Annotated in this window: 24 protein-coding genes and 1 tRNA gene; 10 read left to right on the top strand and 15 right to left on the bottom strand. The window is 30.3% G+C overall.

Going from position 1 to position 23,150, the window contains the following annotated elements; all coding sequences use genetic code 11:
- Positions 1-9: 9 nt before the first annotated feature.
- The 9 genes from purN to tig are packed head-to-tail and all read right to left on the bottom strand — an operon-like array spanning position 10 to position 8,934.
- Positions 10-582, bottom strand: coding sequence for a phosphoribosylglycinamide formyltransferase (purN, locus tag EL235_RS07305; protein WP_039627168.1), 573 nt, complete (start codon positions 580-582; stop codon positions 10-12).
- On the bottom strand, positions 573-1,919 hold the full coding sequence (locus EL235_RS07310; RefSeq protein WP_126341143.1) for an NAD(P)H-hydrate dehydratase: 1,347 nt from the start codon (positions 1,917-1,919) through the stop codon (positions 573-575). Before EL235_RS07310 ends, purN begins: the two co-directional genes overlap by 10 nt.
- Complete coding sequence (locus tag EL235_RS07315; protein ID WP_126341144.1) at positions 1,903-3,243, bottom strand: DNA recombination protein RmuC; 1,341 nt, start codon at positions 3,241-3,243, stop codon at positions 1,903-1,905. Before EL235_RS07315 ends, EL235_RS07310 begins: the two co-directional genes overlap by 17 nt.
- Before the next feature lie 2 nt (positions 3,244-3,245).
- On the bottom strand, positions 3,246-3,935 hold the full coding sequence (locus tag EL235_RS07320; protein WP_039627173.1) for an NYN domain-containing protein: 690 nt from the start codon (positions 3,933-3,935) through the stop codon (positions 3,246-3,248).
- An 8-nt stretch (positions 3,936-3,943) separates the two neighbouring features.
- Positions 3,944-5,452 carry a YifB family Mg chelatase-like AAA ATPase gene (locus EL235_RS07325; protein WP_126341145.1) on the bottom strand — a complete coding sequence of 503 codons (1,509 nt, stop codon included), beginning with the start codon at positions 5,450-5,452 and terminating at the stop codon, positions 3,944-3,946.
- Complete coding sequence (gene def, locus EL235_RS07330) at positions 5,449-5,973, bottom strand: peptide deformylase (protein ID WP_126341146.1); 525 nt, start codon at positions 5,971-5,973, stop codon at positions 5,449-5,451. Before def ends, EL235_RS07325 begins: the two co-directional genes overlap by 4 nt.
- Positions 5,970-7,010, bottom strand: a complete 1,041-nt coding sequence (locus EL235_RS07335) for a GGDEF domain-containing protein (RefSeq protein ID WP_126341147.1) — start codon at positions 7,008-7,010, stop codon at positions 5,970-5,972. Before EL235_RS07335 ends, def begins: the two co-directional genes overlap by 4 nt.
- 14 nt (positions 7,011-7,024) lie before the next feature.
- Positions 7,025-7,615: an ATP-dependent Clp endopeptidase proteolytic subunit ClpP gene (clpP, locus tag EL235_RS07340; protein WP_126341148.1), complete on the bottom strand. Its 591-nt coding sequence runs from the start codon at positions 7,613-7,615 to the stop codon at positions 7,025-7,027.
- Positions 7,615-8,934, bottom strand: coding sequence for a trigger factor (gene tig, locus EL235_RS07345; RefSeq protein WP_126341149.1), 1,320 nt, complete (start codon positions 8,932-8,934; stop codon positions 7,615-7,617). Before tig ends, clpP begins: the two co-directional genes overlap by 1 nt.
- A 109-nt stretch (positions 8,935-9,043) precedes the next feature.
- On the opposite strand from tig, the gene folE reads away from it, so the two are divergent.
- The 10 genes from folE to EL235_RS07395 all read left to right on the top strand — a co-directional run bounded on the left by folE (position 9,044) and on the right by EL235_RS07395 (position 17,750).
- The gene (gene folE / locus EL235_RS07350) at positions 9,044-9,616 is read left to right on the top strand and encodes a GTP cyclohydrolase I FolE (RefSeq protein WP_126341150.1); all 573 of its coding nucleotides are present in this window, start codon (positions 9,044-9,046) and stop codon (positions 9,614-9,616) included.
- Positions 9,616-10,926 carry a flagellar protein export ATPase FliI gene (gene fliI / locus EL235_RS07355; protein WP_126341151.1) on the top strand — a complete coding sequence of 437 codons (1,311 nt, stop codon included), beginning with the start codon at positions 9,616-9,618 and terminating at the stop codon, positions 10,924-10,926. The genes folE and fliI overlap by 1 nt, the downstream gene beginning before the upstream one ends.
- 53 nt (positions 10,927-10,979) lie before the next feature.
- The gene (locus EL235_RS07360; RefSeq protein ID WP_126341152.1) at positions 10,980-11,468 is read left to right on the top strand and encodes a hypothetical protein; all 489 of its coding nucleotides are present in this window, start codon (positions 10,980-10,982) and stop codon (positions 11,466-11,468) included.
- 54 nt (positions 11,469-11,522) lie between these two features.
- The gene (locus tag EL235_RS07365) at positions 11,523-11,702 is read left to right on the top strand and encodes a putative motility protein (RefSeq protein WP_039619394.1); all 180 of its coding nucleotides are present in this window, start codon (positions 11,523-11,525) and stop codon (positions 11,700-11,702) included.
- A gap of 77 nt (positions 11,703-11,779) precedes the next feature.
- The gene (locus EL235_RS07370; RefSeq protein ID WP_126341203.1) at positions 11,780-12,925 is read left to right on the top strand and encodes a Cj0814-related protein; all 1,146 of its coding nucleotides are present in this window, start codon (positions 11,780-11,782) and stop codon (positions 12,923-12,925) included.
- A 127-nt stretch (positions 12,926-13,052) separates the two neighbouring features.
- Positions 13,053-14,231, top strand: coding sequence for a NifS family cysteine desulfurase (locus tag EL235_RS07375; protein WP_126341153.1), 1,179 nt, complete (start codon positions 13,053-13,055; stop codon positions 14,229-14,231).
- A 10-nt stretch (positions 14,232-14,241) separates the two neighbouring features.
- Positions 14,242-15,213: a Fe-S cluster assembly scaffold protein IscU gene (locus tag EL235_RS07380; RefSeq protein ID WP_039627186.1), complete on the top strand. Its 972-nt coding sequence runs from the start codon at positions 14,242-14,244 to the stop codon at positions 15,211-15,213.
- A gap of 84 nt (positions 15,214-15,297) precedes the next feature.
- Positions 15,298-16,467: a Na+/H+ antiporter NhaA gene (nhaA, locus tag EL235_RS07385; RefSeq protein ID WP_039627188.1), complete on the top strand. Its 1,170-nt coding sequence runs from the start codon at positions 15,298-15,300 to the stop codon at positions 16,465-16,467.
- Positions 16,442-17,611, top strand: coding sequence for a Na+/H+ antiporter NhaA (nhaA, locus tag EL235_RS07390; RefSeq protein ID WP_414973605.1), 1,170 nt, complete (start codon positions 16,442-16,444; stop codon positions 17,609-17,611). Before nhaA (EL235_RS07385) ends, nhaA (EL235_RS07390) begins: the two co-directional genes overlap by 26 nt.
- 64 nt (positions 17,612-17,675) lie before the next feature.
- A tRNA-Glu gene (locus EL235_RS07395) sits at positions 17,676-17,750 on the top strand.
- Between the two features lie 455 nt (positions 17,751-18,205).
- On the opposite strand, the gene EL235_RS07405 is transcribed toward EL235_RS07395, so the two are convergent.
- From EL235_RS07405 to EL235_RS07430, 6 genes are read right to left on the bottom strand one after another with little or no spacing between them, the layout of a single operon-like run.
- Positions 18,206-18,832, bottom strand: coding sequence for a trimeric intracellular cation channel family protein (locus tag EL235_RS07405; protein ID WP_039627190.1), 627 nt, complete (start codon positions 18,830-18,832; stop codon positions 18,206-18,208).
- A gap of 33 nt (positions 18,833-18,865) precedes the next feature.
- On the bottom strand, positions 18,866-19,909 hold the full coding sequence (locus tag EL235_RS07410) for a Cj0069 family protein (RefSeq protein ID WP_126341154.1): 1,044 nt from the start codon (positions 19,907-19,909) through the stop codon (positions 18,866-18,868).
- A gap of 53 nt (positions 19,910-19,962) precedes the next feature.
- A complete protein-coding gene (gene aroC / locus EL235_RS07415; RefSeq protein WP_126341155.1) occupies positions 19,963-21,051 on the bottom strand; it encodes a chorismate synthase in 1,089 nt (362 codons plus the stop codon).
- Complete coding sequence (rnc, locus tag EL235_RS07420) at positions 21,048-21,716, bottom strand: ribonuclease III (RefSeq protein WP_039619409.1); 669 nt, start codon at positions 21,714-21,716, stop codon at positions 21,048-21,050. Before rnc ends, aroC begins: the two co-directional genes overlap by 4 nt.
- Positions 21,709-22,149, bottom strand: a complete 441-nt coding sequence (gene rnhA, locus EL235_RS07425) for a ribonuclease HI (RefSeq protein WP_039627196.1) — start codon at positions 22,147-22,149, stop codon at positions 21,709-21,711. Before rnhA ends, rnc begins: the two co-directional genes overlap by 8 nt.
- The gene (locus EL235_RS07430; RefSeq protein WP_039627198.1) at positions 22,146-23,108 is read right to left on the bottom strand and encodes a hypothetical protein; all 963 of its coding nucleotides are present in this window, start codon (positions 23,106-23,108) and stop codon (positions 22,146-22,148) included. Before EL235_RS07430 ends, rnhA begins: the two co-directional genes overlap by 4 nt.
- Positions 23,109-23,150 lie beyond the last annotated feature (42 nt).

The raw sequence follows: 23,150 nt of genomic DNA on the forward strand, positions 1-23,150 counted from the left end.
GATGAAAAATTAATCATTTTCAAAAATTTTTACAATAGTTTCAGGTAAAAGTGTATATTCAAGCTCGTGAATTTTTGCTTCAAATTCTTCAAAGTTTAATTTGGCTTTTTCAAAGGCTTTTTGAGCAATGATTTTACCACCATCAAGCTCTTCATTAACCCAATGCACACTAATGCCTGCTACTTTCATATCACTTTCATAGCTTTCTTTGATAGCATGAGCACCTTTGAATAAAGGAAGCAAAGAAGGATGAAGATTAATAGCTTTTATATTTTGAGTGAAAACAGGACTTAAAATTCGCATAAATCCTGCCAAGATAGTCAAATCTGCTTGACTTTCTTTTATAATTTTTACTAATTCTGCATCAAATTCTTCTCTTGAAGTAAATTTTTCATGCTCTATGATTTTGGTATCAAGACCATATTTTAAAGCTCTTTGTGTACCATAAGCTTCTTTTTTATTGCACACACACAAAACCACTTCAAAGGTATTTTTACCAAAAGTTTTTTTATGTAATTTTTCTAAAATATTTTCTAAATTACTTCCATTACCACTAAATAAAACTGCTAATTTTATAAGCATTTTAACCCCTTTATTAATTTTAAAGCGTCAAAGCTGATTTTATTTTTCTTATAATTTTTAGCCACCAAAGCATGGGCTAATACTGCATTTTTAGCAGCTTCTAAAGCATTAAATTTAGCTCCAAGTAAAGCTGCTATCATACCACTTAGCACATCCCCACTTCCACCTTTTGCTAAAGCTTCATTGCCACAATTTATTACAAAAAGTTTTTCCTTTTGAGCGATGATGGGATTAGCCCCTTTTAATACCAAAACACATTGGAATTTAAAACTAAATTTTCTTGCATAAAAAAAGCGTTTGTTTTGAATTTTTTCTACGCTTATATCCTCATTAAAACAAAGTTTTAAAAGCATAGAAAACTCTTTAGGATGAGGGGTTAAAACAACATCTTCTCTATTAAGATATGAAAGTAAATTTTCACTTTGAAAACAATTTGCATCTAAAACTAAAGGAATGTTTTTTAATCTTTCATCTTTTAAAATACTTAAATCATCAAGTCCCATGCCTATAGCAGCTGCATTTATTTTATCTTCAATATCATCTTTTAGCATAATCAAAGGCGAAAAGCTTTCTTTAGCTACTAAAGATATAAGCCCTGCTCCAAACTCTAAAGCACCAAGTCCAGCTAAAGTACCCGCGCTTTTATTTGCAAAAATATAAACATGGCCAAAATCACCTTTATTTGAGTTAGCCTTTTTTGTAATGAGTTTTAAATCTTTTTTTTCTAGTAAAAAGCTCGAAGTATTTTGCATATAAGGTTTTAAACCCAAATTCGCAATTTTAATTTTACCTACAAATTCTTTTGCAAAATCTTCTAATAAAATTTCTTTAATTACCCCCATGCAAAGAGTGTAATCAGCCTTAAAACATAACTCTTGTCCAAGCCCGCTAGGAATATCACAAGCTATTTTTAAAGCCTTACTTTTAGCAATTTTTTTAAAAATTCTTTGTAAATTTTCATCTAAAGCTTTATTTAAACCACTTCCAAAAACACAATCAACTATGATGTCAAAATCTTTAAATTTAGGTTCTTTTTTTAAAAAATTAAAACCTATATTTTTTAAAATTTGCTCTTGCTTGATAAACATTGTACTTTTTTTATATGGCATAACATAAGCAAAAGCTTTTTTTAAATGCCTTATAGCCACAAGTCCATCAGCTCCATTTCCACCAGTACCAAGTAAGAATAAAATTTTCGCATTTTTTATGTTTTTACTTTTTTTCTTAATCAAATTTGCAAGCTCTATACCTGCATTTTCCATCATTAAAAACTCATCCAAGCCTTTTTCAACAAGCTCTTTTTCATAAGAAACATTATCTTTAAATACTGCTTTCATCGCTCATCTCACATTTTATAAGCTTTTGGGTTTTAGCGCCTAGCTCTTTAAGCTTTATCACTCTTGAAGCGATATTTCCACTTCCATGAGTAAGCTTTGTTTGCATATTATCTACATTTGTGTTTAATCTTTTGATGTTTTCTTTGATTTTTTCAAAATCATCTAAAACACCTGCAAATTTATCATGAAATTTACCAAGCTCATCAAAAGCTTTTAGGATATTTTCATTACTTTGTATATTTTTCCATGAAATATTTATAGTATTTAACGCCATAAAAAGAGTATTTGGTGTAGTTAAATAAACCTTTTTTTTATAAGCATATTGATAAATTTCAAGATCTACATTTAAAATCAAATCTAAGATATTTTGATAAGGTATAAAAAGCAAAACAAACTCATAAGTGTGTTTATCATACTGCATATAAGGCTTTTTGGCTAACTCATCAATTCTTGATTTTAGATTATAAGCTAAACCAAGACAGGTGTTTTTATTAACATCTTCAAAAGCAAAATCACTTGGCAAAGAAAATTTTGCATCTATGATTATACTTTTTTGTTTATCTAAAAACACAACCGCATCAGGAATATAGGTTTTACCCTCATCTTGAAATCTCTCTTGCAATTTATACTGCACACCCTCTACTAAGCCACTATTTTCTAAAACTGATTTTAGTTGCAATTCTGCAAAATTACCACGAATTTTTTTATCACCCTTTAAAATTTTAGCTAGCTTATCTGCGTTTTCTGTTATATTTTGACTAAATTTAAACATATGATCGATTTGTGTTTTAATGCTAACTTCATTTTGGCTAAGTTTTTCACTGTATTCTTTAACACTTTTTTTCACAGGCAAGAAAATTTCTTCTAAGATTTTTTTTGTATCTTCATTGAGCATAAGTTTGTTTTGGCTTAAAATATTAGCATTTTGTTTTTGTAAATTTTGTTCTAATTCTTGTTTTAATTCTGCTAAACCTTGCTTATATTTTTCTTCTAGTTTTATTAAGGTTTGAGTGTATTCTTCTTTTAAATTCGCACGCTCTTTTAAATGTATATTTAAAAGTTCTTGCTGAGTTTGTTCTTTTTGAGCTAATTTTGCTTCTAATGCCTCATTTTTAGATAAATATAATATTTTTTCATCTAAAAGTTTGGAATTTTTTTCCATAAGTGTAGTTTTTTCAAGCTCTAAATTAGCAAGTTGATTTTGTAAGGCTATATTGCTTTGGTTTAAAAACTCCAATTTTGCTTTTTCTTTTTGGCTTTTAAACACATACCATATAAAAGCTAAAATTACAACAACTAAAAAGGCTATCAAGATATTTTCCATTATTAAGCCTTTGTTTTTTCAATAAGAAAATAAATATTTTTTTCATTACCTTCTTTAAATTGTTTCATTTGTGGTAAAAACTCTTTTACTAAAGCTCTAAAATTTTTAAAACCAAAATTTTGAGGGATAAAATTTGCGTGTTTTCTATTCATATTAGTGCGAATTTGAGCATATTCAGCACGACCTTTTTCTTCTATCAAGGCTTCTGTGATATTGATTAAATCTTTGATATACTCTTTGGTACTTAATACTTTTTCTTTAGATTCATCTTGATCTAAATAAAAAAATTCACTAAAAGAATTCACATAAGATTTTACAGCTTGTTTTAAACCCATACCTATAACTTGCTTTTTGCCTTCTTTAAGCCTTTGGATTAAACTAGTATAATCACTATCGCTTGAAACAATGACAAAAATATCAATATCTTTTTCATAAAAAAAACTCATAATCTCAGTGATTAAGTACATATCACTTGAGTTTTTATTAGCTATAAAATTAAATTGTTGCATAGCGATGATAGAATATTGTGCGATTTGTTCTTTCCAATTTTGTATATTTTTTTGTGTCCAATCTCCATAAATTCGTTTTATAACAATTTCTCCATAATCAGAAGCGATGTCAAAAATTGATTTTGCATATTTTGAAGGAATATTTTCTGCATCAATAAAGATCGCCACACTTTTGTTATCCATTTTTACTCCTATGTAGTTCTCATTCTAAAACTTAATGCTTTTAAAATATGAGTTTTTAAGATCAACTCACTTTGTTCTAAATCTGCAATGGTTCTTGCTACTTTTATGGTTTTATTCACCCCTCTTTGAGAAAGATTATACGAATTTATAGCCTTTTGTAAAATTTCGTTCGCAGTAGAATCTAAAACACAAAATTGCTTCAGTTGTTCATCATTTAATTTAGCATTAAATTCTTCTTGCTTTCTTTGCTTTTGAAATAAAAATCCTTTAAAAACCATTTCACTCATCTGTTCAGAGCTTAAGCTTGTTTTATCTTCATGTGAAATCTCATCCATAGCTACATAAAGATCAATCCTATCTAAAATAGGAGATGAAATTTTATTTTTATATTTTTTAATTTCCATCTCTTGACAACGACATACAAGACTTTTAGAAAATAAATTTCCACAAGGGCAAGGATTTTGCGCACAAGCAAATAAAAATTTAGTCTCATAAATCACTTTGGTATTAACTCTTGAAATAAGAATTTTAAAATCCTCTAGCGGCTCTCTTAAACTTTCTATGATTTGTTTTGAAAAATGAGGAAACTCATCAAAAAACAAAACTCCTCCATTTGCAAGTGCTATTTCTCCTATCTTGGCATTTTTGGTTCCTCCGCCAAAAATACTAGCCCTAGTACTTGTATGATGAGGACTTCTAAAAACCCTACTAGCACTGAAATCATCGTCTAAAGAATTTAATGACTTATAAGCATTTTGAGCTAAAATTTCTTTCAAACTTTGCGGTGGCATGATAAAAGGAAGTCTTTTAGCGCACATACTTTTACCACTACCTGGACTACCTTCAAATAAAATATTATGCATACCCAAAGCTGCTATTATACAAGCAAATTTAGCATTTTCCTGACCCTTAACTTCTTTAAAATCATAAGGGTAAATGGTATTTTTTATATATTTTTGGTTATTAATTTCTATGGCATTTTCGAATAAAGGGTGAGCATTATTTATATGATAATTCTCATAATTTTTTTCTTTAAAAAAGTCCATAGCTTGAGCTAAATTTTCCAAAGCATAAATTGTTAAATTAGGTATCATCGAAGCTTTTTGCGCTATGGTTTTTGGTACTACTACTTTGGCATTTTGTACTTTTGCACTTAAAAAAAGTAAGATAGAAAATAAACTAGCAGTACTTTTTATACTTCCATCTAAACCAAGTTCTCCAAAAACAAAAAAGTCATCTAAATTTTCTTTTTGAAATAAAATCAAAATCGCAATAGCCAAATCAAAATGAGAGCCATTTTTAGGGATATCTGATGGACTAAGATTGATAGTGATTTTTTGTGCTGGGAAATTAAAATTTTGACTTAGTAAAGTCGCTTTAACTCTTTCTGTGCTTTCTTTGATAGTAGAATTCGCAAGGCCTACTATACTAAAACCTGGCAAACCTCTTGTGAAAGTTGATTCTACATCGATAATATCAAGCTCTGTAGAAAAACTTGCACATTTTAGTTTTTTCATTTGTTCTTTTTGGATTTTTTCTTAAAGTCTTTGTCAAATTTTTGGCGTTTTAAAAAAGAAAGTTTTTCTATAAATAAATGCCCATCAAGATGATCAACTTCATGTTGAATAGCCACTGCTAAAAAATCATGCGCTTGTAAAGTTTGTGGCTTGCCAAATCTATCTTGATAATCAAGTTGTATATTTTTATAACGCATTACATCTTCATAAAAACCTGGTATGCTTAAACAACCCTCGTTACAAGAAATTTTTTCATCATCTAAAGGTGTTATAATAGGATTAATAATTTCTAAAAGAGTTTGTTTATCTTCTTTTTGCTCACCTTCTTCATCACCAATATCTACAAGCAAAGCTCTAATTGGCACATCAACTTGAATAGCAGCTAAGCCTACGCCCTTATTAGCTATCATTGTTTCATACATATCATCTAAAAGTATATGTAAATCTTTATCAAAATTTTCTACTTTTTTTGACTCTAAAAATAATCTTGGATTAGGATAGGTAATTATCTTTCTTATCATTTTTCTTTTTCCACTATTATAAAGGGTTCTAAATTTTTTCCTGAATCTTTTAAAGCTTCAATGCATTTTTCTATTAACTCTTCACCTTTGCTATCTTGATTAACAGCACTTATAGCCACTTCAACATCTACTTCTATTTCTTTATCTGCTAGGAAAAAATTTGAATTTTCTAAAGATTCTAAAATTTTATTGCATATTTCTTGCGCTTTTTCTAAATTTGTATGAGAAATCATCATAGCAAAAATATTGTTTCCGCAATGAGCTACTATATCGCTTGAAGAAACATTTTTACTAAAAATTCTACACACACCTTTTAAAAAAGCATTTTTTTCTTTTTGAGTATAAGTTTGTTCAAGAATTTCTTCTTTTACTCTAAAAAATATCAAGGAAGTATGGTAATTATATTTTGCATTACTTTCAATGCTTTTTTCCAAATTTTCTAAAAAGTATTTTTTATTATAAACTCCAAATTTAGAGTCAAAATCACTTTGTTCTTCTATATGTTTATAAGTTTGTCTGACCTCATCAAAATTTTCTTTAATCTCATCTGAGTATTTATCTAAAATACTAGAAAATCTTGAAAGATCTGCTTCGAGCGCATGAATTACATTAGATACCGCTAAATTACCTGTGCTAATTGCAAGCTCTGAATTACGTCTTCTTAGCATATCTTTAACTGTTTCAAGATGCCTATAAATCATAGCAATGTATTGCAATAATGCCGAAGTAGAACTAAAACTTTTTTTGATTTCTTGCTCTATATTTGCACGTTTGATACCATCATCATTTTGCTCAAATTCCATAATCTCACTAACTTTTTTCTTAAAAGCTACCGGACGTTCTTCAAGCATTTTTTGAAAATAAACTCCGTAATTAGTTGGCGTTGGAGGTACATTGTCTTTTACAAGCTCAGTCAAAATAGACTTTGCAAATTTTTCAAATTCACCTCCACTAATTTTTTGAATTTTTGGAGCTTCTTTGGCTGGAGTTGGATCACTACTTAAATTTAAATCAGCAAACAAATCATCATCTAACATTGCTATGTTTTTCCTTATTTAAAACTTTTTTCCAAAACCTTATCGATTAAGCCATATTCTTTAGCCTCTAGCGCACTCATAAAAAAGTCTCTATCAGTGTCTTTTTCTATTTTAGAGAGTTTTTGTTTGGTGTTTTTAGCCAAAATATTATTTAAAATCGCTTTTAATCTTAGAATTTCTTTTGCTTGAATTTCTATATCAGTTGCTTGTCCTCTTGCTCCACCTAGTGGTTGATGGATCATAATTCTTGAATTTGGCAAAGCAAATCTTTTCCCTGGAGTACCACAACTAAGCAAAAATGCACCCATTGAAGCAGCTTGACCAATACAAATAGTGCTTACATCAGCTTTAATATAATTCATCGTATCATAAATACTAAATCCACTGGTTACAACCCCACCTGGTGAGTTAATGTAAAGATAAATATCTTTTTGAGGATCTTCAGCCTCTAAAAATAAAAGCTGAGCTACAATAGAAGCAGCAAGATCATCATTGATCTCGCCACTTAGCATGATAATTCTATCTTTTAAAAGCCTTGAATAAATATCATAACTTCTTTCGCCTCTGCTTGTTTTTTCAACCACATAAGGTATGTATGAGCTCATTATTTTTCACTTTCTTTTTCAGTTTTCTTTTTGTCATTTTTTTTGAAAATATCAGCAAAAAGTTTTTCTTCGATTAAAGACATTTTAATAGCAGGCAATGCACCTTGCTTTTTGTAATTGTCTAAATGTTCTTGCGGGTTAAAACCATATCTATAAGCTTCAAAATAAATCGCTTGGATTAATTCTTGATCGCTTACTGTAACATTTCTAAGTTTTGCTAGCTCATCTATAATGAAAGTTAATTTTACGCTTTTTTGCGCATCTTCTTTGAAACTTTCTCTTTTTTCTTTATATTTAGCCTCATCTTTAAATTCTTTTAATTCTTCTTCGCTTAAAGTTCTCAAAGAGCTTCTAAATTGCATATCTGTTTCTTGTTCTACTATATTTCTTGGTAAAACAAAATCAAACTTAGCTACCAAAGCTTCTGCAAATTGATTTTTAAGCTCATCATTAATAAGTTTAAAGATTTTTTCATTTTTTAGTTGTTCTTTTAATTTTGCATCTAATTTTTCAACACTTGGTTCTTTTTCTTCAGGCAACAAGCTTTTTAAAAGCTCTTCATTTAACTCAGGTAATTTAAGTTCTTGAATTTCATGAATTTTTACTTTAAATACCGCATCTTTTCCTGCTAAATGTGCTGCACCATATTCTTTTGGAAAAGTTACATTAATATCTTTTTCCTCACCTGCTTTTAAACCAACCATACCTTCTTCAAATCCTGGTATGAATTGCTTTGAACCAATTTCTAAAACATAATTTTGTGCTTTTCCACCATCAAAAGCTTTACCATCAACAAAACCTTCAAAATCAAATTTAGCAAAATCGCCTTCTTTTAAAGCTCTTGCCTCTTTAATCGCTTCAGGAGTGGCAAATCTTTTTAATAATTCTTCTTTTTTTGCATCAATTTCTTTTTGGGTTACTTTTGGTGTATTATAAGTTGGAATTAGTTCTTCATATCCATCTAATTTTACTTCTGGTCTAAAAGATAATATCATTTGAGCTTCAATGGTACCATCTTTTCTATCAAATTTTTCAAAATACGGCTCACCCACTAAATCTTTAGCCTCTTTTTTAACTTCTTTTAAAGCACCATCTACAGCATTTCTTAAAAGATCTTGCTCAGCATCTCTTGTAAGCTCTTTTTCATATCTTTTAAGTATAGCAGCAACAGGAACTTTTCCTGCTCTAAAACCATCCATTTTCATAGTTTTAGACGCTTTTTTAGCTAATTTTTCAACTTCTGCTTTAATAGCTCCTTGAGCAATTTTCACAGTAGCATTTGCATTTGCAAAATCAATTAGTTTTGCTGTAACTTCCATAATATTTTCCCTTTTTAAATAAAATTTTTTGATAATATACCAAAATTTTCCTTATCACTTTATATAAAAATAAAAATATGTTAAAATTTTAATTTTTGATGGAGAAAAAATGCAAGAAAATTTTGAACAATCAGTAAAAAATATGTTAGAAATTATCGGGGAAAATCCACAAAGAGAAGGGCTTTTAAAAACTCCTACTAGAGTTTTTAAGGCTTTTGAGTTTTTAAGTAGCGGTTACAAACAAGATCCAAAACAAATACTAAATGATGCCTTATTTGAAAGTTCAAACAATGAAATGGTTTTAGTAAGAGATATAGAATTTTACAGTCTTTGTGAACATCATCTTTTGCCTTTTTTTGGGCGCGTGCATGTTGCGTATATACCAGATAAAAAAGTCGTAGGTCTTAGTAAAATTCCACGCCTTGTAGAAGTTTTTGCAAGACGCCTGCAGATTCAAGAACAACTCACAGAGCAAATCGCAGAGGCTTTGATGGAGCATGTAGGTGCAAAAGGCGTTGGGGTGGTTATTGAAGCAAGACATATGTGTGTTGAAATGCGTGGAGTACAAAAGGCAAATTCTACCACTAGCACTTCAGCATTAAGAGGTAGCTTTTTAAAAAGTGAAAAAACAAGAAAAGAATTTTTTACCTTAATTAACTCAGCTAAACAGGTTAGATTTTAATGGGTTTAGAAAAACTTCGCAGCAAAATTGCTTCACAAAATCTTGCTAGTGTTTTTGGACAAATTACTAAAATTTCAAGTACTAGTATAGAAATAAATGGTTTAAAAACTAGCATAGGTGATATTATTAAAATAGTTTCTAGTGAAGATGAGAGCAAAGAAGCTATGGCTATGGTAGTAGAAGTAGATGAGAATTTAAGCTATTTGAGTCCTTTTGGTTTTGTGGAAGGTTTTAAAATAGGCGATCGTGCTTTTATTAATGATGCGGGTATGCAAATAGGAGTTAGTGATAAACTTTTAGGAAGAGTAGTTGATCCTTTTATGCGACCAAAAGATGGTAAAGGGCCTATTGAGGCAAGTAAATTTATGCCTATTATGCGTGCACCTATTGATGCAATGAAGCGAGGTTTGATAGAGGAAGTTTTTCCAGTAGGTGTTAAAACAATAGATGCGCTTTTAACTTGCGGGGTAGGACAAAAGCTTGGGATTTTTGCAGGAAGTGGGGTAGGAAAATCAACCCTTATGGGTATGATAGTAAAAAATTCCAAAGCTCCCATTAAAGTCATAGCTTTAATCGGTGAGCGTGGTAGGGAAATTCCTGAATTTATACAAAAAAATCTTGGCGGTAAACTTGATGATACTGTGATTATCGTTGCAACAAGTGATGATAGTGCTTTGATGAGAAAATACGGAGCATTTTGTGCTATGAGCGTGGCTGAGTATTTTAAAGAACAAGGCAAAGATGTGTTATTTATCATGGATAGTGTAACACGTTTTGCTATGGCTCAAAGAGAAATAGGTCTAGCCTTAGGTGAACCACCTACAACAAAAGGCTATCCACCAAGCGTTTTAAGTCTTTTACCTCAGCTTATGGAGCGTGCAGGAAAAGAAGAAGGCAAAGGAACTATAACGGCTTTTTTTACTGTGTTAGTTGATGGAGATGATATGAGTGACCCAATAGCAGATCAAAGTAGATCTATCCTAGATGGGCATATAGTACTTAGTCGTGAACTCACTGACTTTGGAATTTATCCACCTATAAATATACAAAATTCAGCCTCAAGGGTTATGGGGGATATTATTAGCAATGAACATAAACTAGCTGCTAGAAAATTTAAACGTTTAAATTCCTTACTTAAAGAAAATGAAGTGCTATTGCGTATTGGTGCATATCAAAAAGGTACCGATAAAGAACTTGATCAAGCTATTGCTAAAAAAGACTTTATGCAACAATTTCTTAGTCAAAATCCTGAGGAAAGTTTTGAATTTGAAGATACGATTAATATGCTAAAGATGATTGATATGCAATAATTGGAATGATTTTTGCTTTTTTATGATAAAAAGTCATGAAAAAAGGATGGATCATGTCAAATGTAGCATTTTTAGATCATCAACAAAGCTTAGGTTTAAAATATACTGATATTTGTCAAAATATTTTTGAAAGAGAAATCTTTACACATATGTTTTTAGAGTGTGTAAGCTTTGTTTTACTAGAAGATAAAGCTAAGTTAAAATACTTAAAGATTATTAATTCAAAAGAAGAATTTATCGTTGAGTTTAAAATCAACAATCAAAAAAAATCTTTTATTATCAATGATAAAAAAAGTTTGAATGCAGAATTTAGTGCAAAAAGAATGACTCAGGATGAATATGAAAGAGAAATCGCTAGAATTTATCAAATAGAAAGATATTTAAAAACACAAAGTAATCTTCAAAATTTTTCTAGTGAAATTAGCACTACAATGAAAAGTCTTTTTAAAGATATGGATGAGTTTAAAAACTATATCGATATGCTTGAAGCAAAAGAAAATACTCACAATCACTACTTATCAAAAATTTATAATATAGCTTAAATATTAACCAAACTTTGCCGATAATATTACTAATCCAAACAAAAGGAGTATGTTATGGGCGAAGTTACTAACAACCAAGCAAGTTTAATGCTTAACATTGCAACTACTATGATGAAAAAAACCATAGAAGCCAATGAAAATGCAGTAATGCAAGTACTTGAAGGCGTAAATGCAAACCCTGCTCCAACTACTACTCCTAGCACTAGTTCAGGATTGCTTGACATTTACGCTTAATTTTTCTCTTCGATTCAAAAATTTTGGCATAGCTTTTGCTTTTTTAAAGCTAAGCAATATTTTTGAAGAGAAGAGTTATGTTTGTAAATTCTAATGTTAATCCGTATCAGAATTTTGCAAATTATCCTTTTGCAAAAACTGGACACGCAGAAGAAAAAAAAGAAAATACCAATGTTAAAAGTGATTTACTTGATATAAAAGGTTCTAATTTAGATTATAAAGTAACTTATGCAAGTGAATTTGGTTTTAGAATCAATGAGCAAGGTTTTTTTGAAAAAGATCTTAATAAAACAGCTGCTTTGCCTCTTGATTATGATATTAATATAAAAAGTATAAGAGAAATTTCAAAACAACTAATAAAGCTTGATGAGAATTTAAACTATAACAAAATAGACTTACCAAGACTTTTAAATACTTATCATAATACATTAAAAATCATCAATCATGAATTTCAAAAAAATGATAATGATTTTTTAAGCAAAGTGCAAATTTCAGAGTTAAATCAAGGTTATAGCTATACTTATGAAGGAAAAATTTTAAAAGTTTATGAAAATGTCAAAAGTTTACAAAACGCAAAAGAGACAAATAAAAATTTAAATACTTTAATGCTTGATAATAAAATAGGTGACTTTGCGTTTAATGCAAGCATTGAAAATACAGCCAGTAACCCTATCATCAAGCCTTATCTAAACCGTCAAGGCGAAGTTTCTAAAAGTGGATTATTGCTTAATTACATTTATCATGATTTAAAAGAACAAAATCATCAAAAAGCTAATTTCTTTTTATCTCCTATTGAGCTAGATATGTCTTCTAATGTAAATTTTCAAAAACTCATGAGAGGTCAAATAAGCATGCAAGATTATCTAAGCGAAAGTAATAAAGAAAAAATGAGTTTTGATCTATACTTACATATTAATGGAGTAGATAAAAATAACACTTCAGAAGATAAGCTTTCAGTTTTCTTCCAACAATACATCAACTACCAACATAGCATCAATATGCAAGAATTTGCTAATTCAAGTTCTATTTATAGTCTTTATAGCGAGCAAATTAGCAAAGAATTTGAAGCTTTAAAAAAAGAATTTAATCAAAATGATTCTAATATCAACCTTGAAGAAATCAACACTCAAAAAGAACTTTTAGATACTCAATTTTTTGAAAATCGCAAAAGACAAGCAGGTATTAATAAAATTTTACACTCTTATTTAAATGCTATGGCTTAAACTTGTGCTAAAATAATAACAAAAATTTTTGCACAAGTTAAAAACTTACTTGATTTAATATTAAATTTAATATTTTAGTGTATATTAACAAAAAAGATAAAAATTATCCTAATTAAAGGAGTATAATTTGAAAGTATATTTAGATAATAATGCAACAACACAACTTGCGCCAGAAGCTTATGAGCTTATGAAACCTTTTTTAAAAGAACATTATGGTAATCCAAATAGCCTTCATCAATGGGGCAGTGCAACTCATCCTGCACTTAAAGAAGCAATGGATAAACTTTATATAGGACTTGGGGCAAATGATTTAGATGATATCATTATCACTTCCTGTGCCACAGAGAGTATCAACTGGGTATTAAAAGGTGTATATTTTGATAAAATTTTAAATAGCGACAGGAATGAAGTAATTATTTCTAGCGTGGAACATCCTGCGGTAGCAGCTAGTGCTATGTTTTTAAAATCTTTAGGAGTAAAAGTTATAGAACTTGGTGTTGATCATGAGGGTGTTTCTAGTGTAAAAGATTTAAAAGAAGCTATTTCAGATAAAACTGCCCTAGTAAGCATTATGTGGGCAAATAATGAAACTGGCATGATTTTTCCTATAGAAGAAATGGCTCAGATTGCTCATGAATATGGAGCATTATTTCATACTGATGCAACTCAAGCTGTTGGAAAAATCAAGGTTAATTTTGCAAAAACCGAGGTTGATTTTGCTTCATTTTCTGCACATAAATTCCATGGTCCAAAAGGTATAGGTGGACTTTATATTAAAAAGGATATAGAATTAACTCCGCTTTTACATGGTGGTGAACATATGGGTGGTAGAAGAAGTGGAACTTTAAATGTACCATATATTATAGCAATGGCAGAAGCTTTAAGAATTGCAAATACTATGCTTGATTTTGAAAACTCACACATTAGAAGATTAAGAGATAAATTAGAAGATTTAATTTTAGCTATGCCTGATACAAGTGTAGTTGGAGATAGATCAAGAAGGGTTCCTAATACCATCTTAGCAAGTATTAAAGGTGTAGAAGGCGAAGCTATGCTTTGGGATTTAAATAAAAATGGCATAGCAGCAAGCACTGGTTCGGCCTGTGCTAGCGAAGCACTTGAGAGCAATCCTATCATGGAAGCAATTGGTGCTGAAAATGATTTAGCTCATACTGCTCTAAGACTTTCTTTATCAAGATTTAACACAGAGGATGAAATTGATTATGCAGCAGAGCAAATAAAAAAAGCAACGCAAAGACTTAGAGCAATCTCAAGTACTTATGCATATAAGCCTGAAAATATTTAAAGGATAAAAAATGGCAAAGAATAATTTAATTGGCGGATCAATTTGGGATGAGTATTCTCAAAAAGTACAAGATAGAATGAATAACCCTCAACATATGGGTGAATTCACACAAGAAGATGCACAAAAAGCAAATGCAAAACTTATTGTTGCAGATTTTGGAGCTGAAAGCTGTGGTGATGCGGTTAGGCTTTATTGGCTAGTAGATGAAAAAACTGATAAAATCATTGATGCGAAATTTAAAAGCTTTGGTTGTGGCACTGCAATAGCAAGCAGTGATACTATGGTTGATCTTTGTATAGGTAAAACCGTAGATGAGGCTGTAAAAATTACAAATTTAGATGTTGAATTTGCTATGAGAGATAATCCTGAAACTCCTGCAGTTCCACCGCAAAAAATGCACTGCTCAGTTATGGCTTATGATGTTATCAAACAAGCTGCAGCGCATTACAAAGGAGTTAATCCTGAGGATTTTGAAGATCAAATCATAGTTTGTGAATGTGCCAGAGTAAGCCTTGGAACTATCAAAGAAGTAATTAGACTAAATGATTTACACACAGTAGAAGAAATCACGCAATTTACCAAAGCAGGTGCTTTTTGTAAATCTTGTATAAAACCGGGTGGACATGAGAAAAAAGATTATTATCTTGTAGATATTTTAGCTGAAACTAGAGCTGAAATGGAAAGAGAAAGATTAAAAGATCAAAGTAAATCCGATATTGCTTTTGATGATATGACTATGGTTAAACAATTAAAAGCAGTGGAAGCTGTTTTAGATAGTGATGTGCGTCCTATGCTACACGGAGATGGCGGTGATTTAGAAGTAATTGATATACAGAAAAATGAAAATAAAAATATAGATGTGTATATACGCTATCTTGGAGCATGTAGTGGTTGTTCAAGTGGAAGCGGTGCGACTTTGTATGCTATAGAAAATATTCTACAAGAAGAACTTAGTCCAAATATACGCGTTATACCTGTTTAAGCAGTTTTTCTGCTTAAACTTTTAAATTTAAAGCCTTTTTATGTTAAAATAACGTATTAATAAAAAATTAAAAAGGCTATTTATATGCAAAGAATTCAAACCTTTGTTAAAAGCGAAACTTTTCCTGGTGTTTTGCTTATATTTTTTACCATACTTGCACTCATTTTACAAAATAGTTCTTTAACGGATCAATATACCAATTTTTTAAATATTCCTTTTGGATTTCAAGCAGGAAGTTTAGAAATTTTTAAACCTTTACTTTTGTGGATTAACGATGGTCTTATTGCTGTTTTTTTCTTTGCTATAGGGCTTGAGTTAAAATACGAGGTGACAAGAGGACAACTCAACAATATAAAAGCTATGTCCTTACCTGTATTTGCTGCACTTGGTGGTATGATAGTACCTGCTTTAATTTTTGCATTTTTTAATTATAAAGATCCATTTGCTTTGCAGGGATGGGCTATACCAACTGCTACTGATGTAGCTTTTGCGGTGGGAATTTTAATGCTATTAGGCAAAAAAGTACCCACTTCGTTAAAATTATTCCTACTTTCTTTAGCTATTTTTGATGATTTAGGCGCAATTATTGTAATTGCCTTGTTCTATACAAGCGAGCTTTCAGTTTTTGCTATGATTGCAGCTTTAGTATGCATTTTAGCGCTTTATTTGCTAAACCATTTCCATGTAACTAAAAAATCTTTTTATATTATTATAGCTATAGTATTTTGGATTAGCATGTTAAAAAGTGGGGTGCATGCAACTTTGGCAGGTGTGATTACTGCTTTATTTATACCACTTCAAACAAAAAGTGGAAAATCATTTTTAAAAGAGATTGAGCACGATTTAGCTCCTTGGGTAAGTTATTTTATCTTGCCTATTTTTGCTTTTGCAAACGCAGGAGTTGATTTAAAAGATATGGATCCAAGTTTTATGTTTTCATCTGTTAGTTTAGGCATAATTTTAGGTTTATTTTTAGGTAAGCAAATAGGCGTATTTTTATTTTCCTATATTAGCATTAAATTAGGTTTAGCAAAACTTCCACAAAATGTAAATTTTAAGCAACTTTATGGAGTTTGCATACTCACAGGTATAGGCTTTACTATGAGCTTTTTTATTGATGGCTTAGCTTATCAAAATAGTGATATTTTCGCATATTCAGATAAACTTGCCATATTGGTTGCTTCTTTGTTAAGTGCTATAATTGGATATTTATATCTAAAAATTATTTATGGTTCAAAAAAATATGAAAATTAAAAATTTTCAAAACTATATATCACTTGAAATTTTAGGAGGATTGTTGCTTTTATTAGCAACAATCCTTGCACTTATACTAAAAAACAGTCCATATGGAGATCACTATATGGAATTTCTTAGTGTGGAAATGGGTTTAAAAGTTGGGACATGGGAACTTTTTAAGCCTTCTTTATTATGGATTAATGATGGCCTTATTGCAATCTTTTTCTTTGCCATAGGACTTGAATTAAAAAAAGAATTTGTTCAAGGGGAATTTAAAACTCTTAGCAATATTACCCTACCCTTAATGGCCGCTATAGGTGGTATAGTTGTGCCTGCTTTGATATTTTGTGCTATCAATTTTAACGATGCTTATGTTTTAAAAGGTTGGGCTATACCTACTGCAACCGATACTGCATTTGCTCTAGTTATACTTGCAATGCTAAAACAACGCATACCAAGTTCTTTAAAAATATTTTTAGTATCTTTGGCAATTTTTGATGATGTAGGAGCTATTTTAATTATTGCTATTTTTTATACAGGGGAACTTTCAACTTTAGCCTTTTTTGTTGCCTTTTGCTGCATTGTGGGTTTATTTTTACTTAATCGCTTGGACAATGAAAGAAAATCATTTTATTATATACTCGGCGCATTACTTTGGCTTAGTGTGTTAAAAAGTGGAGTACATGCAACTTTAGCAGGTATCATCACAGCTTTATTTATACCTGTATATACAAAAAACAATCATACCTTATTAGAAGAAATTGAGCATGGTTTAAAATTTTGGATAGCTTTTGTAATACTACCACTTTTTGCTTTTGCAAACGCAGGGGTTGATCTTTCAAAAATTGAAACACATATGCTATTTAGTGGTGTAAGCGTAGGGATTTTCTTAGGTTTATTTGTTGGTAAACAACTAGGTGTATTTGGCTTTGCCTATATGGCAATTAAACTTAAACTTGCGAAATTACCAAAAGATGCAAATTTTAAACAACTTTATGGAGTTTGTATTTTAACTGGCATTGGCTTTACAATGAGTTTTTTTATTGATGCACTTGCTTATGAAGTAAGTGATATATTTAATTTTGTTGATAATCTTTCAATATTATTAGCTTCGTTAGCTTCTGGTATTTTCGGATATTTTTATTTACGATTTATCAAATAATTAAGTTAATTTTAAAGTAAATAAAGTATAATTTTATTTCTTTAATTTAAAAGAATGAATTTATGGCCCATTCGTCTAGCGGTTAGGACATCGCCCTTTCACGGCGGTAACACGAGTTCGAGTCTCGTATGGGTCACCACTCTTTTAACTTCTAATTACAAAAATATTATAAAATCTTAATCTTCTATAAGGAAATTTCACTTGTGTATATAGTAAATATATCAGATAAAAAAATCTATCAATAAAAGCTTCTAAATGGTTTTCCAAAAAATGGGGTATAGGTGAAAAAATTTATTTTGAAAGTATAGAAAGTAGTTTTAATAACCAAACTATTCCTTAGTGGTATTTAGTTTTAGATAAAAACACTATTATAGCTGGAGCTGGGATTATAAAATGATTTTCACAATAGGAAAGATTTAGAGCCAAATTTATGTGCTTTATATGTTGAAGAAAATTACAGAGGAAACAAAAGGTATAAATAAATTTTTACCTATTAACAGAGCTTGTAGGATTTTATGAAAAATATGGTGGAAAATTTATTGAAAATATTATAGATAATGAAGCTTATCCTTTAAGGGTTTATAAAATAGAATTTTAACTTTCTTTGTTTTCTCCATCTTTAAAAGAAAATATAGGCAAACTTAAACCATAATATATCGCCAAAAGTCTTGCTATGGTTCCTACAATTAATGAAGCAAGAATTACCCATAACTCATCTACGCCCAAAATATACAATATATAATATAAAGCCCCTGTTAATATAGCCACACCAGCATAAATTTCTTTTTGAAATACAAGCGGTATCCTAGCACATAATATATCTCTTAATATACCACCAAATACACCAGTAATCACAGCTGAACTTACAGCTACTATAAAACCATAACCCATTTCTATTGCAATTTGCGCACCTAAAACACTAAAAACAACCAAACCTATAGCATCTAAAATCAAAAAAAGCTTTTCGAGTTTTATGACATATTTAGCAATTTTTGTTGTTATCATGGCTGCAACACAAATTAAAATCACATATTCAGGAGTTTTAATCCAAGTTAGCGGATGATGATCAAGTAAAATATCTCTAATCGAACCTCCGCCAATAGCTGTTACTAAAGCTATAAATATCACCCCAAAAAGATCCATCTTATGACGTCCTGCAGCAATGGCACCTGTCATAGCATCAACAGTAATTCCAATAATATAAAGTATAGTTAAAAGCATAATGAGTTAAAAAACCCTTGTTTAAAACAAGGGTTAGTTTTTACTTACAATATTAATGATATTTTGAGCTACTTTCTTAGCAATAGGCTCAACAAATTCAGCAGGAGAAGTAAATCCTACACAAGAGCAATTGATCTCACCTAAAACATATTTATCTTTACCATTTTCATCTGTATCTAAGATAAAATCTGCAGTCCAAATCAAAGGGATATCATAATTTCCAAGTTTTGAACGAATTTCAGGTAAGGTTGCTAAAAACCAATCTACCAATTCTTGCCAATCTTTTGGTTCATCATATCTATATTTTGCACCTGAAAAAAGTGTTGCAGAAAAAGCATCAGCGCCTTCTGCAGGTTTTTTATGCACTACATAAATTGGAGTATGATAAAGCATTAAAATTCTAATTTCACCTTCTTTAATACGCGGTAAGAAAGTCATATCTACAAGCATGCCATTATCACCTATAATGTATTGTTCGCAAAAGTCCATAAACTCACCAAGCTCTCTCTCTTCTGTGTGATTATCTTTTGCTTCTGTACATTTGATTTTTGCATTTAATGGCACACTCACAGCTCCTTCTAGTAGTTCATCTATCAATCTCACACGCCAAATTCCCTCACCTGTTGAGCCACGATTTTGTTTTAAAACCCTCTCGCCTTTTGCTAAAGTTTTTGGGAAGCTTTCTTTGAAAGTTTTGATATCATAATACGCATAAGTATCTTCAGGTACTAAAGCTGTTTTATTAAGCTTAGTAAGTGCATCTTTAGCACCATATCCTATCATCGCATCAGGATGAGGCATACCTATAACACCATTTGCACAAAGTTTTCTAAGCATATCAAAATACTCATTTTCTTCTTTTAAATTTCCCGGATTAATTCTAGAAACATAAGCATCGGCATTGTTTTTTACATATTCATAAATTTCATCTTTTTTCTCTACTTCAAAAAAGATAACCTCAGCATTCCAACCTTGTTCTTTTAAAGCATTAACCATAGGCATAGTATCTTTTCTATGACCATCCTCACCTTTATCGCTACCACCTCTAACTTCAAAAAACACAATATTTTTTTTCATATTTCTCCCTTTTTAAAGATATTTTATCATCATATCAAAATAGTATTAAATTTTTATTTATTTTTTCCATAAATATGTTGTAAATTTTGCAAATTTGAACTTGCATTTAAAAGTAAAGCATCGGCTATGCATATAGCCACCATAGCATTTACAACAACACTACCTCTTATACCCACACAAGGATCATGCCTTCCTTTTAACTCATGTATGATATTTTCTCCTTGAGTGTTTTGTGTTTGCTGAGGTAAAAATATAGAAGGGGTTGGTTTAAAATATGTTTTTATATCAATAAAATTTCCATTAGAAATTCCGCCTAATATCCCACCACTATGATTACTTAAAAACACCCCATCTTTTAACTCATCATTATTTTGACTTCCATACATATAGCTACTTTGAATGCCGCTTCCTATTTCTATAGCCTTAACTGCATTTACTCCCATAATTGCATGAGCAAGTTTAGAATCAAGCTTATCATATAAAGGCTCACCTAAACCTATAATAGGATTTTTTACTCTAGTAAAAACTCTTACACCTATACTATTTTTAGCCTTTTTGGCTTTTAAAATTTCATCTTTAAAGTTTTGCTCTAAATTTTTATCTAAAGCATAAACTTCGCTATTTTTAGCATAGTCAAAATCAAACTCATCGTTACCAAGTTTGCTATCAATACTTCCTACTCCAAAAACTCCACTCATTATCTCTATGTCAAATTCTTTTAAAAGCATTTGTGCCACAGCTCCTGCTGCTACTCTTGCTACACTTTCTCTAGCACTAGCTCTTCCACCACCTCTATAATCTCTAATGCCATATTTGTGATAATAAGTAAAATCAGCATGGGCTGGACGAAACACATCTTTCTCATAGTCTTTTGAACGTGTGTTTTCATTATATACCAAAAGACTTATAGGAGTTCCTGTTGTATAGCCCTCAAAAACTCCACTTAAAACTTGAGCTTTATCTTCTTCTTTTCTAGGGGTGCTAAATTTATTTTGACCTGGTTTTCTTTTATCTAACATTTCTTGCAAAAAATCAAAGTCAAACTTTACTCCTGCTGGCATACCATCTATCACACAACCTATAGCTTGACCATGAGATTCGCCAAAGCTTGTAAATTTTAATCTTACTCCAAAACTATTCATAGTTTTCCTAATTTTTCAAGTGCGATTTTGGCACATTGTTGCTGGGCTTCTTTTTTACTACCTGCTGTAGATCTTGCTACTTCTATGCCTTGAATTTTCACTGCAATTTCAAATTGCTTTTTATGATCAGGTCCAAAAGCCTTTACGACAATATACTCAGGTGTGCCTGCCATATTTGCTTGCGTGATTTCTTGTAATCTTGTTTTATAGTCTTTAAATAAACTTTGTGTGTCAATATGCGGATAAACTTCATTAAGTAAATTTAATGCTATATTTTTGGTTTTTTCAAAACCTATTTCTAAATACAAAGCTCCCATTAGTGCCTCAAAAGCATCAGAAAGTATGGAAGGCTTATTGCGTCCATCATTATTTTCTTCTGCAATAGACATAAAAATACATGCTCCAAGATCAAGTTTTTGTGCTAAAGTTGCAAAAGATTTTTCATTCACCAAAGCTGCTCTAAGTTTAGAAAGGTTTCCTTCTGAGTCTTTTTGAAATTTAAAAAACAAAAACTCCCCTACTACTAAATCCATTACAGCATCACCCAAAAACTCTAATCTTTCATTATTATAAGGCTTTTTATAACTTTTATGCGTCAAGGCTTCAATAAGCAATTGCTCATTTTTAAAATGATAATTTAATCTTTCTTGGAGTTTTTTAAGCATTTATTAACCTTTCTTCCTGGAGCTTTAAGGCTGCATTTCTTGCCAATTCATCACAACGCTCATTTAATTCATGGCCATTGTGTGCTTTAATCCAAAAAGCAGTTACTTTATGATTTTTAGCCACATTTAAATATTCTTTCCAAAGATCGATATTTTTTTTGCCTTTAAAATCTTTTTTTATCCAACCCCCAAGCCACTCATTAATACTTTGCACCATTAAATTTGAATCTGTGTATAATTTTACCTCACATGGCTCTTTTAAAGCTTTTAAAGCTTGTATGATAGCCATTAACTCCATACGGTTATTTGTTGTATTCTCACACGCCCCACTTTGTTCTTTTTGGTGATTTTTATAAGTTAAAACATAAGCCCACCCTCCAAAACCAGGGTTATTTAAACAAGAACCATCGGTATAAATTTCAATATTTTTCAAGCTTTTACCTCATAATAAATCTCACATTTTCCAAATTCATAACAAAATGGACAATGATAAAAAAACAAAGGACTTTGATTTTTACAATTATTACACACATAAGTAAAGCTAAGATTTGCACTTAACTCATTATCGTTTAAAATTTTTAAAATTTTTAGTTTGTGATTTTTGATAGGAATAGACTTTGGGCTTAAATTTTTTGCATAAAAAAACTCATGATATTTTTCATTTTCAAGATTAAGCGGATATTTGCATTCATTAAGCAAATCAATAACATTTTCAAATTTAGGCATTTGAGTAAGTTTATCTTTATAATGCAAAAAACAAAGTCTTAAAATATACTCATTATCCTTGCTTAAAGCTAAAATTTCTTTTAATTTTTGTTCTTGTTCTTTGGAGCTTGTTTGAATTTTCAAAGCCTTTATCAAAGCTTTTTCTGCATATATATTTTCTCCTAGCTCAAACAAACATTCTAAAACATCTAAAACCTTATCGTAATCTTTAAGTTTTAAATAAACAATTTTTAAAAGTTTTAAGCTTTCTTTATTGCGTGCTTTTATTTTTAAAGCATTCAATAAAGCTTCTACGCTACGCTCTAAAAATCCTGCTTTTAAATAAACCTGTGCCAATGAAAAAAAGATAAACTCTTTTTGGCTTGCCTCGTTTGCTTTTTTCAAAGCTATGAGATAAATTCCCACGGCTTTTTCAAATTCTCCACTTTTGGTAAAAATTTGAGCTAAAAAATTTAAATTTTCAATGCTCAAATTAGCGTTTTTTAAAATTTGTTGATGTGTGGAGTTGATTTCAAATTTTTTTACAAAACGATCAAGTTTGCTTTTTTGATCTTTGCTTGCAAAAATACGCCATATATAATGCGAACTAGCAATGATAAAAACCAAAGCAGTTAAAACAATAAGACCAAACAAAGGATCGCGATATTCCACAAAGAAAAAATCCATAACCTTGCAACTTAATTTTCAAATTTATAACAATTATAGCTA

Origin of the sequence: Campylobacter lari (assembly GCF_900638335.1) — a bacterium.
Classification (GTDB): domain Bacteria; phylum Campylobacterota; class Campylobacteria; order Campylobacterales; family Campylobacteraceae; genus Campylobacter_D; species Campylobacter_D lari_E.

Excerpts from the sequence above, each read along its gene's own strand:
- EL235_RS07430 (WP_039627198.1), bottom strand. The coding sequence starts at position 23,108 with ATGGATTTTTTCTTTGTGGAATATCGCGATCCTTTGTTTGGTCTTATT.
- clpP (WP_126341148.1), bottom strand. The coding sequence starts at position 7,615 with ATGAGCTCATACATACCTTATGTGGTTGAAAAAACAAGCAGAGGCGAA.
- EL235_RS07365 (WP_039619394.1), top strand. The coding sequence starts at position 11,523 with ATGGGCGAAGTTACTAACAACCAAGCAAGTTTAATGCTTAACATTGCA.
- folE (WP_126341150.1), top strand. The coding sequence starts at position 9,044 with ATGCAAGAAAATTTTGAACAATCAGTAAAAAATATGTTAGAAATTATC.
- EL235_RS07315 (WP_126341144.1), bottom strand. The coding sequence starts at position 3,243 with ATGGAAAATATCTTGATAGCCTTTTTAGTTGTTGTAATTTTAGCTTTT.
- tig (WP_126341149.1), bottom strand. The coding sequence starts at position 8,934 with ATGGAAGTTACAGCAAAACTAATTGATTTTGCAAATGCAAATGCTACT.
- EL235_RS07405 (WP_039627190.1), bottom strand. The coding sequence starts at position 18,832 with ATGCTTTTAACTATACTTTATATTATTGGAATTACTGTTGATGCTATG.
- nhaA (WP_414973605.1), top strand. The coding sequence starts at position 16,442 with ATGGTTCAAAAAAATATGAAAATTAAAAATTTTCAAAACTATATATCA.
- EL235_RS07410 (WP_126341154.1), bottom strand. The coding sequence starts at position 19,909 with ATGAAAAAAAATATTGTGTTTTTTGAAGTTAGAGGTGGTAGCGATAAA.
- EL235_RS07335 (WP_126341147.1), bottom strand. The coding sequence starts at position 7,010 with ATGTTAGATGATGATTTGTTTGCTGATTTAAATTTAAGTAGTGATCCA.
- def (WP_126341146.1), bottom strand. The coding sequence starts at position 5,973 with ATGATAAGAAAGATAATTACCTATCCTAATCCAAGATTATTTTTAGAG.
- nhaA (WP_039627188.1), top strand. The coding sequence starts at position 15,298 with ATGCAAAGAATTCAAACCTTTGTTAAAAGCGAAACTTTTCCTGGTGTT.
- rnc (WP_039619409.1), bottom strand. The coding sequence starts at position 21,716 with ATGCTTAAAAAACTCCAAGAAAGATTAAATTATCATTTTAAAAATGAG.
- EL235_RS07370 (WP_126341203.1), top strand. The coding sequence starts at position 11,780 with ATGTTTGTAAATTCTAATGTTAATCCGTATCAGAATTTTGCAAATTAT.
- fliI (WP_126341151.1), top strand. The coding sequence starts at position 9,616 with ATGGGTTTAGAAAAACTTCGCAGCAAAATTGCTTCACAAAATCTTGCT.
- EL235_RS07325 (WP_126341145.1), bottom strand. The coding sequence starts at position 5,452 with ATGAAAAAACTAAAATGTGCAAGTTTTTCTACAGAGCTTGATATTATC.
- EL235_RS07320 (WP_039627173.1), bottom strand. The coding sequence starts at position 3,935 with ATGGATAACAAAAGTGTGGCGATCTTTATTGATGCAGAAAATATTCCT.
- aroC (WP_126341155.1), bottom strand. The coding sequence starts at position 21,051 with ATGAATAGTTTTGGAGTAAGATTAAAATTTACAAGCTTTGGCGAATCT.
- EL235_RS07360 (WP_126341152.1), top strand. The coding sequence starts at position 10,980 with ATGTCAAATGTAGCATTTTTAGATCATCAACAAAGCTTAGGTTTAAAA.
- EL235_RS07310 (WP_126341143.1), bottom strand. The coding sequence starts at position 1,919 with ATGAAAGCAGTATTTAAAGATAATGTTTCTTATGAAAAAGAGCTTGTT.
- purN (WP_039627168.1), bottom strand. The coding sequence starts at position 582 with ATGCTTATAAAATTAGCAGTTTTATTTAGTGGTAATGGAAGTAATTTA.
- EL235_RS07380 (WP_039627186.1), top strand. The coding sequence starts at position 14,242 with ATGGCAAAGAATAATTTAATTGGCGGATCAATTTGGGATGAGTATTCT.